The sequence below is a fragment of the Planktothrix mougeotii LEGE 06226 genome, assembly GCF_015207485.1.
Classification (GTDB): domain Bacteria; phylum Cyanobacteriota; class Cyanobacteriia; order Cyanobacteriales; family Microcoleaceae; genus Planktothrix.
Map to the genome: position 1 here is coordinate 13,321 of NZ_JADEWU010000014.1, position 13,317 is coordinate 26,637.

Consider the following 13,317-nt stretch of genomic DNA (forward strand, 5'->3'; position numbering starts at 1 on the left):
TTGAGATTGACTGCTTATGCTTACAAAGGAACAGCAACAGGAATTATTAACCCTATTGTTCTCATTAATTAGCGAGTTTGGGACTCGAATTTTGATATCAACCCTGATTCTATTATTGGGTCTGTGGTTAGCAAAATTTATACAACGTCTGAGTCAACGTTTAATGATTAGGGCACAATTGGAGCCAACGCTGATTCGATTTCTGGTCAACTTAATTTATATTGCGGCTGTTACTTTTGTCGTGTTGGCAACCCTGGGAAAACTGGGAATTCAAACCACATCTTTTATTGCCGTTTTAGGGGCTGCTGGGTTAGCAATTGGTTTAGCCTTACAAGGGTCTTTATCTAATTTTGCATCCGGTGTGTTTATGATTATTTTCCGACCCTTTAAAGTTCAAGATTATATTGAAGGAGGCGGAGTCGAAGGAACTGTTGAGGAAATTTCAATTTTTACAACTCTTTTAACCACACCCGACAACAAAATTATTATTATTCCGAATAGTAAACTTTACGGTGATAAAATTGTTAATCACTCTATTCAACCGATGCGCCGCGTAGATTTAAAGTTGAATTTCAGTTATAATACTAATCTGGAGCAACTTCGAGAATTATTTCTGACTCTCGTTCAAGCTGATCAACGAATTCTCTTAGAACCTACACCTGGTCTGGAGGTTCAGGAAATTGCGGGGAGTGGGATTAAGATTTTATTAACAGTTTGGGTGGCGACTCCTGACTACTCTCTGGTACGTTCCGATCTCAATGAACGTCTGAAACAAAGCTTAGATGCTCAGGGGATTTTATTAGTTTAATCCGTTTATTTTTACGGTCTATCGTCACAGAATAAGTTATCAATGCTAAAATCTCTCCTAGAGTTAGGCAAACTAAATCATGACATCCGACTTAGATCGTGGCATTATGAAATTTAAAGGGGCAGACAGCCCCACTGCAATTATTGTTTCTTCTGTGCTGGTTTTGGGAGGAATTGGCTTGCTGGTTTGGTGGGCTTTACAGACCGCCTATTCCCTATCCTAAAGGTAGAAATAGGAACAAAATCCGTGACTAATCTTGAGGATGCTGGCCAGCATCCTTTTTTTGTATTATACTTGTAACTTGTACGTCTTATATTGTAGTGTTTCACGACTCAAGATTATGGCGACCTTTCGGGATCTCGGTCAATCTTACCGAAAATATTTATCTTTATCTATCCTAAGCATTAGTGCATCCAGTACCTTTGAACTGATTGATTTAATGGTTCCTTATGCTATAGGACAAACGCTCAATGTCCTCTCAAATCAACCTGTTGATAAATTAACCCAATATTTGATTCAAGGAATCTCTAATTTAACGGGAATTGCCCAAACCCCTCAGCTTTCTTTAGGGGTTTTATTAAGTTTAATATTCTGTGTTACTGTTGTTAAAGCTCCCATACAGCCTTGGTTAGGGGTTTGGTATCATTGGTTAATTACATTAAAAACTCGTCGAGATCAATATCAGAATTCTTTGCAAAAAATTCTTACCCTTCCCCTAGAGTTTTATGATGAAAATAACCCTGGACGAATTGCTAGTCGAGTTGCAAAAGGGATTTCTAACCAAACTTGGACATATCCTGAAATTGCGGGTCAACTGATTCCTAAACTCATACGAGTCTTAGGAATTCTTGTAATTATTGCGTGGATTGCATGGCTGATTGCTATCTTCTTTTTATTGTCTTTTATGCTAATTTTGGCTTTTAGCTTAAAAACATTGAAACGGCTAATCGACTTAGAAGAAATTATCGCCCAGTATGAAGAAAATACTGAAAGTCGCAATTCTGAGATTATTACAAATATCAAAACGGTTAAAGCATTTGCAACGGAATCTCAGGAGTTAAAACGACAAACTACTCGTTTAAACCGAGAGTTTAAAATGGTGGTGGGTCGGATTCACAGAGGCTATGTTCATTTAATTACTCGTCAAGCAACCTGTGTACAATTTAGTCTATTTATAGTCTTAGGATTTACCTTAGCTGCAACGATTTCAGGTTATATTTCTCTAGGGTATTTTGTTACTATCTATACTCTAGCGAGTATGGCTTATTCTGAAATTACACCGATTAGTAATATTGCAGAAATTTTCGCCCGTCGCTATGCGTCAATGATTCGTTTACACGAATTTATGCAGTTACCAAGGGGACAAGATGCGGGTGATTTAACGCTCAATAAAACCGAGGTTATTGGGGAAAATTCTGATCAATTTAACGGAAAAATAGAATTTTGTCAGGTGAATTTTAGCTATAATCCCAATACTCCGGTTTTACAGAATATCAATTTATTGATTGAACCTTATCAAACCGTAGCTTTAGTTGGACGTTCGGGTTCAGGAAAATCAACATTAGTGAAACTGCTGTTTCGTTATTTTGAACCTGATCAGGGTCAGATTTTAATTGATGGAATTGATGTTCGCAATTTGAATATTAGGGGTTATCGTAAACGGTTGGCTATTGTGCATCAAGAGGTGGATATTTTTAATGGAACTTTGTTAGAAAATCTGATCTATGGCAATCCTCATGCAACCTTTACAGAAGTCAAAGAAGCTTGTAAAATTGCTAAAGCTGATGAGTTTATTCAACAACTTGCGAAGGGTTATTCTACTCCGGTAGGAGAACGAGGTGTGCGGTTATCAGGAGGACAAAAACAACGGCTGGGAATTGCACGGGCGTTATTAGTAAATCCTGATATTTTAATTTTTGATGAAGCAACATCTAGCTTAGATTATGAATCAGAACGAGCCATCCAATTAGCCATGCAAAATATTTTAGGAACACGCACAACCCTTATTATTGCCCATCGCTTGAGTACCATTCGAGAAGCGGATCAAATTGTAGTGTTAGATCAAGGTCAAATTGTAGAAGTGGGAACCCATGAAGCCCTGCTTCAACACCAGGGAATTTACCACCGTTTACATACTTTACAAGAAACAGGAGAATTATTGGTTTAATTAATAAATCGTCATTATAGAGTTCAGAAACTGGGTTATTGCAGAAATCCAGTTTTTTTGACTTCTGACAGTTGAAGACGGGCTATATTAAGATTAAAGGGGTGTGATTCGTGCAATTGCAAGTTTAGGACAGGAAGGCAGAAGAGTATGTTTGAAATTAAACAAGGGTTATTTCAGTTTGAGTTTACAGATAATCATGCGATTTTAGGGGTTTCCCTAGAAGCAGACTTTGAGGATATTCGCAAACGCTATATGCGGATCGCCCGTCGTTTGCATCCTGATACTTGTCCCTTTGACAACCCCCAGGATCAAGAGTTAGCCAAGCAATTATTAGCGAAGTTAGTCAGTCCCGCCTATAATCAGTTTTCAAAAGAAGGTGAACGGAAAGAATATATTCTGCTGTTAAAAACCATGGGCGATCGCACGGTCAAAGAACAGCATAACCTAAAATTACAAACGGAAGCAGCCCAAAAAATGATGCAAGCTTCTGATTATCAAAATGCTTATGAAGCTGCTCTTCAGGAGTTAGCTAAAAATCAATATGAATCTCCTCAAAAAGTATTAGAAATTATTGGTAAAATTAGTGAGTTAAACTTAATTTATCTCCTCCGTAAAAATCAAAAAGGGGGTGTTTCTCCGGCTCCATCTGCCAAAGTGATCGATCAAACTCCACCGCCACCTTCTGTAATGCCGAAGAAAGATTCTTTTGTTGAACAAGCTTGCCGCCGTGCAGAACAGTTAATGGCGAGTCAAAACTATGCCCAGGCGATTTTAGAGTTAAAAGATGCGATTAAACGAGAACCCGAGAATAGTCATTGTCATGGTTTATTGGGGTTAGTTTATTTAAAACAAAATCAACCGAAATTGGCGACACCCCATATTAATCGAGCCTTACAATTAAACCCGAAACAACCTCAAGCCTTAGAAGCTAAAAAACAACTGGAAAAAGCCACACCCCAAGCTGGAGGAAAATCCAAAACAGCCCAACCAGCATCTAAAAAATCAGAAGGCGGTTTATTTGGGGGGTTGTTTGGAGGGAAGAAGAAGTAGAGAATTGACGGTTGACGGTTGGCTGTTACCCGACAACGGACAACCAACACCCGGAATGCGGTATTGTAGAAAAAGTTACAAATTGCCGTTTGTAACTGGATTCTTAATGATTAATTGTTAATTTTTACGCTCAGTATGGTTTATCAACCCCCGTCGGGTGCGCGAGATTTACTTCCCCTCGATGTTACCCAAAAAGTTTGGATTGAACGGCGCTTACAACAGGTGTTTCACCGTTGGGGCTATCATCAAATTATTACCTCAACCTTGGAACGGTTGGACACGCTGATGGCTGGGGGTGCGGTACAACCCTCAACGGTGATTCAACTCCAAGATTCTGAAAATCAGGGGTTAGGACTGCGCCCTGAATTAACGGCGTCCATTGCTAGGGCGGCAGTGACTCGCATGGGGAATCTACAATCTTGGCCCCAACGTTTATATTACAACGCCAATGTTTTCCGCAAACAAAAGACAATTGATCAGGGACAACAGTTAGAATTTTATCAAGCAGGTGTGGAACTTTTGGGTGCTGGCGGATTACGCGCTGATTCAGAAATTCTGCTGTTATTGCGAGACTGTTTGCAAACTTTGGGGTTAAATAATACTGATTTAATTCTGGGAGAAGCCGGTTTAACTCAATCGTTATTATCGCCTTTTCCGCCTAAAGAACGGGAAAAAGTAAGAACGGCGATCGCTAATTTAGATCGAATTGGTTTAGAATCGTTATCACTTACTTCAGAACTGCGAGAACGAGCCTTATTTTTATTTGATTTACGAGGTCGTCCAGAAACCGTATTATCCCAAGTTTCTCAACTGGATTTAGATTCATCTCAACGACAAGCGGTAAATAACCTCAAATCCTTAATAGAATTATTGCAAAAATGTTGGGAAAATTCAAAAATTCAACCTGCAATAACCTTAGATTTAAGTTTAGTTCAAACCTTTGATTATTACACCGGAATTGTGTTTATTGCGGTGAGTGATACCGCATCAGGGGCAAGAATTTTAGGTCAGGGAGGACGTTATGACCAACTTCTCGGTCTGTATCATCCCCAAGGCAAAACAGAACCGGGAATTGGCTTCTCCTTGAATCTTGAAGACTTGCATCAAGTGTTATTGGGACAAGGTGAATTACCCCATCAAACCCCGGCTAGTGATTGGTTGGTGGTGGCCCAAACCCCAGAAGCCGATGCGGCGACTTTTGCCTATGCCAGTCAGTTAAGACAGTCCAGTGAGTTAGTCCGGGTAGAAGTGGAGTTAGGACATCGGGAAACTGCTGAAGAGATTCGGGACTATGCTCGTCGTCGAGGCATTGATCAAATTGCTTGGGTTGATGTTAACGGCGACCCCAAGATTGAGAAAATTCTCTAAGGGTAGAGAGGGTGAATTGTTAGGGATTTCTAATTAATTTTAGCATAACCTTTTCACCCCCTCTATAATTTTTATCCCTTGCCAATTCGTTGATTTATCGTTAACAATTAAAAAGAATTAACCGCCCTATTTTTTAGCAGGAGAATACTAATTATGCCCCATAGCATTGTCACGGACGTTTGTGAAGGTGTTGCCGATTGTGTTGTGGCTTGTCCCGTTGCCTGTATTCATGAAGGGCCGGAAAAAAACCAGAAAGGAACGGATTGGTATTGGATTGATTTTTCCACCTGTATTGACTGCGGAATTTGTCTGCAAGTGTGTCCTGTTGAAGGGGCAATTGTAGCAGAAGAACGCCCCGAATTACAGAAAACGCCTCATTAAAAAGGGAATGGGGAATGAGCATTCTTGCAATAGGAATTTTACCTTTGCTTATTCCTTATTCATTATTCTCTATTTAATATGCAAAACGCTAATCTATTCGGTCGAGAGATTTATCAGAGGATTAATAATAATATTCAGAAGGTGATGAAAGGGCAATCTCTAGCGATTAGAAAGTTATTAGCAGCCTTTTTCAGTGGGGGTCATGTCTTACTTGAAGATTATCCTGGAACCGGAAAAACTACCCTTGCTAAAGCCCTTGCCTTTTCAGTTGATGCCAGTTTTAAACGGATTCAATTTACCCCTGATCTTTTACCTTCAGATATTTTAGGGGTTTCTATTTTTGACCAAAATGAACGCAATTTTCATTTCCATGAAGGGCCGATTTTTGCTAATATTGTTCTAGCAGATGAAATTAATCGGGCTTCTCCGCGCACTCAATCTGCATTATTAGAAGCAATGGCAGAATCTCAAGTCAGTATTGATGGAAATCTGAGAAAACTTAAGGATTTATTTTTTGTAATTGCCACTCAAAATCCCGTCGAATCTCGTGGGACTTATCCTTTACCAGAAGCCCAAATGGATCGATTTGCTTTACAATTTAGTTTAGGTTATATTTTACCCGAAGATGAAGTAAATTTACTCTCAGATCAAATCGATCAAAATCCAATTGATACCCTCAAACCCTGTGTTTCCTTAGCGGAAATCTTCACGTTAAAACAACAGGTGAAACAAATTAGAATCAGTACGGAAATGAAGCGTTATATTGTTGATTTAGTCAAGGCAACTCGAACCGCAACGGATGTACAATTAGGGGCAAGTCCGAGGGCTTCTATTGCCTTAATGAAAATTGCTCAAGCGCTGGCTTTATTTGATGGCTATGAATTTGTAACTCCTGAACAAATTCAAGAATTAGCAATTCCTGTTATCGCCCATCGTTTAGTCTTAGAACCCCGTTCAAGATTTACAGGAAGAACAGCCCCGGTTATTGTAGAAGAAATTCTCAAATCTGTTCCTGTTCCTGCCTAAGTTAATGATTAGCGATCGCACTAAAATTACTTCACTTGTTCGTAATAGCCTCTAGTTTGTCCTGATTGGGAGAGTAGCCTTTCTTTTGGGTATGGGTTGCCATAGAATGGGTAATTTGTTCCATTAAATAGCTATTTTGTAAAACATACAAGGTTTCTTGTTGTTGTTCCCAATCTTCAGCACTAATAATAATAAAGTCTCCACTATTTTGATCAGTGATTTTGAGAGGAGTATGTTGACTGATAACTTGTTTAAGAAACTCTTGGATGTTATTTTTAAATTGAATAAATGGGATTGAATTCACTTTTTTCTCACTTCAGCTTGAGTTACCCTCTTATTATAACTGTATGTCAGCTAAGGCTGTAAATCCTCTTAATGCCTGATAAGACCAAAAAGCCTCCGAGATCAATTTAAGTTTTATCAGCACAGTCAGTACGAAAGAATCAAGAGACTTACATTTTTACCTGAAATCATCTAAAATATATCTTAGCTAAAACTTGATTGGTTGAAAAGATAATCTGAAGGATTTTTATGATGTTAACCCAAACCAACTTAAAACAACAATTAATCACTAAAATTGAAACTGTTCAATCTCAACTTGGAGGAATAGACGGTTCTCCGGTCACAAATATTAAAATTAAACCCGCCCTTGCTGAAGAAATTGAAGCAATGGTGGTTCAACTAGAGTCTCAAAATCCCAACTATCGACCCTTACTGTATAGTCCTTTATTATTAGATGGAGCTTGGTTACTGCTCTATTCTACAGCCAGGGAAATTCGCAGTTTAGCTTCTCTACCTTTAGGGTTAAAAGTGGGAAAAATCTATCAAATGATTGATGTCAATTCTCGGCAATTTTTTAATCAAGCCTTTGTTAGACATCCATTAGGATTAATTTCCGGTTATGTTAAAGTAACGGCTACCTTTGAACCCGTTGTTGATGATAATAAGTTACCCAATAATCGCCTGAATGTTTTCTTTCAACAACGCTATATTGCTATTTCTAATATTATAGGGGTTAAGACTCCTCAATTAGAACCCGCCCGTGTTGTGCCCGCCCGAAATCCCGTAGGTCGTATTCCCAGTTTAGAAATTACTTACCTTGATGAAACCTTCCGTATTGGTCGAGGAGGAGATGGGAGTTTATTTGTTTTAATTAAGAGTGAATTAGAGTAAGTTTTAATTGGTGCGTGGGATGCAGCTTACGCACCCTACGTTAATTATTTTATGTGTAATATTCAATGAAACGGTTATTTTATCGCCTGTTTTATTTCAGTTATGCCGTTGAACAATCTCGCAAAAAGCGATTCACAAATCGGGGGTTAATCGTTCTTGCAGGCGTTGTTGTTACGGCTTTATTAGGGTTAGATACTAATCAAAGTTTAACTTATCAAATTTTTACCTTTTTAGTCTCTCTTCTGGTTGTTTCTCGAATTTCAGGCTTATTTTTTCGCTTTCATTTTCATGCCACCCGAACTTTACCCAGATTAGCAACAGTAGGTATTCCTTTTAAATCTCGGATTATTATTTATAATAACACAAATAAACTTCAAATTGGATTACAAATTATTGAAAATTTTGCTGATCCTCGGCCCACCCTGCAAGAGTTTCTGGAAACTCCAGAACCCCAGGAAAAACAGCGAAATCCTATTGATAAAATGTTAGGATATTATCGCTGGTTATGGTTAATTGATCAAAAAAAATATGCGATCGCAAAACCCCAAAATTTACCGCCTCTTCCGCCCCATCGTTCAACGGAAATAGAGATTAAAATTACACCCTGTCATCGAGGTATTTTGCAACTTACCAGCTTAACGATTTCCTGTTGTGATCCGTTGGGTTTAGTAAATGCTCGAAAAACAATTTCTTTACCTCAAAAATTATTAATTCTTCCCCCATTATATCAGGTTCCACCGATTCAGCTTCCAGGTTCGAGACGATATCAATCTGGTGGAGTAACCTTCGCTTCATCTGTTGGAGATTCAGAAGAATTTAGAGGATTACGAGATTACCGTCCAGGAGATTCTTTAAGAAAAATTCATTGGAAAAGTTGGGCAAAATTAGGTAAACCCATTGTTAAAGAAGAACAGGATGAATTTTTTGTCCGTCATGCTTTAATTTTAGATACCTTTCATCCGTTAAAATATAGTGAATGTTTAGAAGAAGCGATCGCCATTGCAGCCTCCCTTGCCTATCAAGTTCAAACTCAAGAATCTTTATTAGATTTAATGTTTGTGGGTGATGAAGCTTATGTTTTCACCTTTGGTCGAGGATTAAGTCATACGGATAAAATGTTAGAAATATTAGCATCTGTTGTTCCTTGTCAAGATAAAAATTTTGATTCTATTATTCCTGTTATTCTCGATAGAATTTCTTTATTGAGTGGGTGTATTTGTATTTTTATTGATTGGGATGAAACCCGCAAAACCTTAATCAATCATCTCAATAGCATGGGAATTCATACCTTAGTATTAATCGTAACAGACAAGCAAAAATCAGAAAAATCTATAGACTTAAACTCTTTTAATCTCGATTTAACCACGTTTCATCAATTACATTTAGGAAAAATAAAAGAGGAGTTAATGAAACTATGAAAACCCCACCTTTTCTTTTAGGTGTAACTTTAATTTTTTGGGGATGGCAAACCGGACTGTTAGCGTTTGCCTTACCAATGGCTTTAATTCTTGAAAGTTCCAGGTTCATCCAATGGCGTTGGAATTTTTCATCTCAAGATATTAGAAATATTACTAATTTTTGTTTAATATTGGTAATTTTAATTGGAATTATTTTAATTATTAATACCCATTCTATTCAATTTATTTATACTTTATTACAATGGCTTCCCATTATTCTTTTTCCGCTTGTACTTGCTCAAACCTATTCCATCAGCGATACTATTGATATTCGGACTTTATTTTTATTATTAAATTCCTTCTCATCTCCCCACCAAAAACCAGAACAATTTTATCTGAATTTAACCTATTTCTATTTTATTCTCTGTATTCTATCTACCAGTGCTGTTAATATCCAAGATATCTCATTTTATATCGGGATGTTTTTACTCGTAGCGATCGCACTTTTCTCCAGTCGGTCTAAACGATTTTCGACCCTAATTTGGATAGGGTTAATTCTATGCGCTGGAAGTTTAGGACTGGTCGGACAAATGGGACTCCATCGCCTGCATTTAAGCTTTGAACAAGCTATTATAGAACAATTAAGCAGTTTATCGTTTCAAGATGCTGATCCCTTTCAAAAAAGTACAGCAATGGGTGATATTGGCGTATTAAAGCTTTCTAACAACATCTTCTTTAGGGTGGCGACCGATGACTCAGAAACAACACCCATTCTTTTAAGAGAATCTACCTATAATAAATATAAATCATCGAGTTGGTTTGCAACAAATTCTCAATTTAAGTCAATTCAACCTGCTCAAAATCTTACAACCTGGCAATTAGCACAACAACAAAAAAACTATTCTAAAATGATGTTTACTGGGGGATTAACTCGTAAAAAAGGATTATTAAAACTCCCTAATGGTACATTTAAAATCAATCAATTACCGGTTTTAAAGGTAGAAAAGAATCAATATGGGACAGTTAAAGTACAAGGAAACCCTGATTTAATGTCCTATCAAATTTTATTTAATCCTAATATTAATAGCGATAGTCCTCCGACTGAAGCCGATTTACAAATTCCCCCATCCGAAAAATTAGCAATTTCTCAAATTGTTCAACAACTCAATTTAAAAGGAAAACCCCCCCAAGAAATTTTAAAACGGGTTAAAGGGTTTTTTGAAGATAATTTTAGTTATTCTTTGCAATTATTAGGAAAAGATCGAGGACAAACACCCCTTTCTAGTTTTTTACTCAAAAATCGGTCTGGACATTGTGAATATTTTGCGACAGCAACCGCACTTTTATTGCGAGAAGTCGGAATTCCCACTCGTTATGCAATTGGATTTTCTGTGAGTGAATTTAGTGCTTTAGAGAATCAATTTATTGTTCGAGGTCGGGATGGTCACGCCTGGACTTTAGTTTATATTGATGGAATTTGGCAAAATTTTGATACTACTCCGGGGGGATGGTCAACTATTGAAGATGCTGCTGCGCCTCAATGGGAAATAATAACAGATATCGGGTCTTTTGTTGGGTTTCAATTGACTTTATTTCTAAAATACATATCAACTCTAAATCTATTAAAATATAGTGGGTTATTGATGATTCCTTTAGTGTTAATAGTTATTCAGTTTTCGTCTAAAAAACGAGTCCACCGTTTAACTGCTAAAAGAATATTATCAAAGCCTGTTTTTTCCGCTCAACAACCGGGTACAGATTCAGAATTTTATTTAATTGAGAAATCCTTAAATGAATTAGGCTTTTTTCGCCATTCTTCCGAGTCTTTAAAATATTGGATTCAACGGTTAAAACAAGAGTTACCTAAAAACCCATTAATAGAGGATCTATCGGCTATTGTTGAGCTTCATTATCGTTATCGTTTTGATCCTCAAGGAATTAATAAAATGGAGAGAGAGGAATTAAAAGCGATGATAAAATCTTGGTTAAATCGTTATCAAAAAAAGGAATAAGCTGCTACAGAATACCAGTAAATAGCAGCTTCAATTATTTTACTTCAGGACATAATAAGCTAATACACTTTGAACTTCATAGATATTTAACCGTCTGTTAAACTCTCGTTCAATGGGTGTAGAACTTCCAGATATCCAGATTTTTAACTCTGCATCTAGGTCAAAGTGTCCCGATGTTTCAATACTAAAATGAATAATACTGCGATAGGGGATAGAATGGTATTCAATTTTTTTCCCGGTAATTCCTTGTTTATCAATAAAAATCAATCGTTTATTTGTGAATACAATTAAATCCCGAACTAACTGATAAGCTCTCTCGACAGACTCACCATCGGCTAAAAGTTTCTTAAGTCCGTCTTGTAGCTTTTCTGAATCGACTTCAGATGCGTTACCTAATAAACCATCGATTAATCCCATCATTGACCTCCAAACGAAAATTGATGCCTTTGGATTTTAAAGGTTATGTTTATTATAGCAATTCTATTTGATGGGGGCTTTTAAGCTTGCTGGAAGTTCCCAAATGGGAGTGTCTACCTCGGCTGAAATTGCTAACCTTGAAATTAGTTAGCAAGAACGCTCGCACTGCCTACATTATTAATTAAAAATAATCCGAATTGATCAGGGTTATTAAAAGGATTTTATGCCTTTTATATCAAAAATAATTTAACGCATTGCTAAAACAGAAAAATGAATTGATAAAGATTTAACATTCTCATCAATTAAAAGAAAAATGGGGGTTTTCCCTAAGTTTAATCAGGTTACCAAGGATTAAAAATTGTAATACTACACCCTTCAAAATCAGAAACATTCCGAGTAGCAAGAGTAGCTTGGCGAGTGTAACAAATACTAGCTATTTGAGCATCAGCTTGGGAAATTGGTTTACCCATTTGTCTTCTTTCCGTGGCAATTTTAGCAAAAGCGTTCGCTGCTGTTTCATCAAACGGTAAAATCCGCCCGGCAAAATCTTCAGCAAACATCAATTGAGCAGATTTGCTGAGTTCAGCTTGGCGTTTTCCAGAAGGCAACAAAGCAATTCCATAGAGAATTTCAGCTTGAGTGATAGTTGTTGTAAAAAGATTCGTTATCGGTTGTGCTGCTACCCATTGACGAACTACTAACGAACCTTTCGGGTGCATCAGTTCAGACAATACATTGGTATCAAGTACAATCATATAAATCCTCAAAATTAGGGGGTTCGCGTAAAGGTTCCCTATGAATAGTTGGAAGTTCAAAATCGCTAAAATGAGCAAAGCGTCGTTCAATAGCCACAGCAAGATTTAACGGTTCGGGAGTGTTTTCTGTCAAGACAGCCCGGAGGATTTCTCTAGCTTCTTCTTCGAGAGAACGTCCATAGGATTCGGCTCGCTTTTGCAGGCGATTTTTTAAGTCATCATCAAAGTTTTGAATTGTGATATTGATCATAGTTAATTCAATTGCTAAAGCTACCTTATTAATTAATAATAACCCTAATTGATTGCGGTTATTAAGAATATTTTCTTGATATAAAATCAAGAATATTTTAACGCATCGCCAAAACAGAAAAATTAATTGATAAAGATTTAACATTGTCATCAATTAAACTAGGATAACTTTCTTTGATTTTTTCAAAACTAATCATTTTTTGTAGAAAATCGCTATTGGCTATTGAAAAATCGTGATCAAATTCAATGACAGGAGGATCGGAAACAACCGCCCATAACTTAAAATCACTCGCTTTTGGAACTTCACCTCCTACAACAGCTTGGAGAATTTTTTGGAACACTTTTTCGTGTTTGTTCATAATTAATTAACATATTTGTTACCTAAATAATCAATAAAAAAAGCCATTTTTTTGGGCTATTCTTTGAGAGTAGCATAAATTTCCAAAAATGAGGAGTTACGGATTAATGGGATTAATCGGTAGTTAGCGAGCGAGGACGCTGGGGCTGCTCATAG

15 protein-coding genes are annotated in these 13,317 nt (G+C 37.1%); 10 read left to right on the forward strand and 5 right to left on the reverse strand.

Annotated features, from left to right (window positions below):
* Positions 1-16: 16 nt before the first annotated feature.
* From IQ236_RS08415 to IQ236_RS08445, 7 genes are all read left to right on the forward strand, one after another.
* Positions 17-808: a mechanosensitive ion channel family protein gene (locus IQ236_RS08415; protein ID WP_193868850.1), complete on the forward strand. Its 792-nt coding sequence runs from the start codon at positions 17-19 to the stop codon at positions 806-808.
* A gap of 79 nt (positions 809-887) precedes the next feature.
* Positions 888-1,031: a hypothetical protein gene (locus IQ236_RS08420; RefSeq protein WP_186440454.1), complete on the forward strand. Its 144-nt coding sequence runs from the start codon at positions 888-890 to the stop codon at positions 1,029-1,031.
* Positions 1,032-1,148: 117 nt separating this feature from the next.
* Positions 1,149-2,975 (forward strand): ABC transporter ATP-binding protein, encoded by a 1,827-nt coding sequence (locus IQ236_RS08425; protein WP_193868851.1) that lies wholly within the window; start codon positions 1,149-1,151, stop codon positions 2,973-2,975.
* Positions 2,976-3,122: 147 nt separating this feature from the next.
* Positions 3,123-4,025 carry a DnaJ domain-containing protein gene (locus IQ236_RS08430; RefSeq protein WP_193868852.1) on the forward strand — a complete coding sequence of 301 codons (903 nt, stop codon included), beginning with the start codon at positions 3,123-3,125 and terminating at the stop codon, positions 4,023-4,025.
* A gap of 135 nt (positions 4,026-4,160) precedes the next feature.
* Complete coding sequence (locus IQ236_RS08435; RefSeq protein ID WP_193868853.1) at positions 4,161-5,393, forward strand: ATP phosphoribosyltransferase regulatory subunit; 1,233 nt, start codon at positions 4,161-4,163, stop codon at positions 5,391-5,393.
* A gap of 153 nt (positions 5,394-5,546) precedes the next feature.
* The gene (locus IQ236_RS08440) at positions 5,547-5,774 is read left to right on the forward strand and encodes an indolepyruvate ferredoxin oxidoreductase subunit alpha (RefSeq protein WP_193868854.1); all 228 of its coding nucleotides are present in this window, start codon (positions 5,547-5,549) and stop codon (positions 5,772-5,774) included.
* Positions 5,775-5,852: 78 nt separating this feature from the next.
* Positions 5,853-6,800 (forward strand): AAA family ATPase, encoded by a 948-nt coding sequence (locus IQ236_RS08445; RefSeq protein WP_193868855.1) that lies wholly within the window; start codon positions 5,853-5,855, stop codon positions 6,798-6,800.
* A gap of 31 nt (positions 6,801-6,831) precedes the next feature.
* Here IQ236_RS08445 and IQ236_RS08450 read toward each other — a convergent pair whose 3' ends face one another.
* The gene (locus IQ236_RS08450) at positions 6,832-7,104 is read right to left on the reverse strand and encodes a type II toxin-antitoxin system Phd/YefM family antitoxin (RefSeq protein ID WP_193868856.1); all 273 of its coding nucleotides are present in this window, start codon (positions 7,102-7,104) and stop codon (positions 6,832-6,834) included.
* Between the two features lie 227 nt (positions 7,105-7,331).
* Here IQ236_RS08450 and IQ236_RS08455 point away from each other — a divergent pair, with 227 nt between their 5' ends.
* The 3 genes from IQ236_RS08455 (at position 7,332) to IQ236_RS08465 (ending at position 11,382) form a co-directional block, all read left to right on the forward strand.
* Positions 7,332-7,973, forward strand: a complete 642-nt coding sequence (locus IQ236_RS08455; protein WP_228041495.1) for a PAP/fibrillin family protein — start codon at positions 7,332-7,334, stop codon at positions 7,971-7,973.
* 65 nt (positions 7,974-8,038) lie between these two features.
* Positions 8,039-9,391, forward strand: a complete 1,353-nt coding sequence (locus IQ236_RS08460) for a DUF58 domain-containing protein (protein ID WP_193868857.1) — start codon at positions 8,039-8,041, stop codon at positions 9,389-9,391.
* Complete coding sequence (locus IQ236_RS08465; RefSeq protein WP_193868858.1) at positions 9,388-11,382, forward strand: transglutaminase-like domain-containing protein; 1,995 nt, start codon at positions 9,388-9,390, stop codon at positions 11,380-11,382. Before IQ236_RS08460 ends, IQ236_RS08465 begins: the two co-directional genes overlap by 4 nt.
* 39 nt (positions 11,383-11,421) lie before the next feature.
* Here the strand turns inward: IQ236_RS08465 and IQ236_RS08470 are convergent, their stop codons facing one another.
* From IQ236_RS08470 to IQ236_RS08485, 4 genes are all read right to left on the reverse strand, one after another.
* A complete protein-coding gene (locus IQ236_RS08470; protein ID WP_193868912.1) occupies positions 11,422-11,799 on the reverse strand; it encodes a PH domain-containing protein in 378 nt (125 codons plus the stop codon).
* A 341-nt stretch (positions 11,800-12,140) separates the two neighbouring features.
* On the reverse strand, positions 12,141-12,554 hold the full coding sequence (locus IQ236_RS08475) for a type II toxin-antitoxin system VapC family toxin (protein WP_193868859.1): 414 nt from the start codon (positions 12,552-12,554) through the stop codon (positions 12,141-12,143).
* Positions 12,541-12,948 carry a FitA-like ribbon-helix-helix domain-containing protein gene (locus IQ236_RS27665; RefSeq protein WP_228041496.1) on the reverse strand — a complete coding sequence of 136 codons (408 nt, stop codon included), beginning with the start codon at positions 12,946-12,948 and terminating at the stop codon, positions 12,541-12,543. Before IQ236_RS27665 ends, IQ236_RS08475 begins: the two co-directional genes overlap by 14 nt.
* Positions 12,902-13,162: a hypothetical protein gene (locus IQ236_RS08485; protein ID WP_193868860.1), complete on the reverse strand. Its 261-nt coding sequence runs from the start codon at positions 13,160-13,162 to the stop codon at positions 12,902-12,904. Before IQ236_RS08485 ends, IQ236_RS27665 begins: the two co-directional genes overlap by 47 nt.
* Positions 13,163-13,317 lie beyond the last annotated feature (155 nt).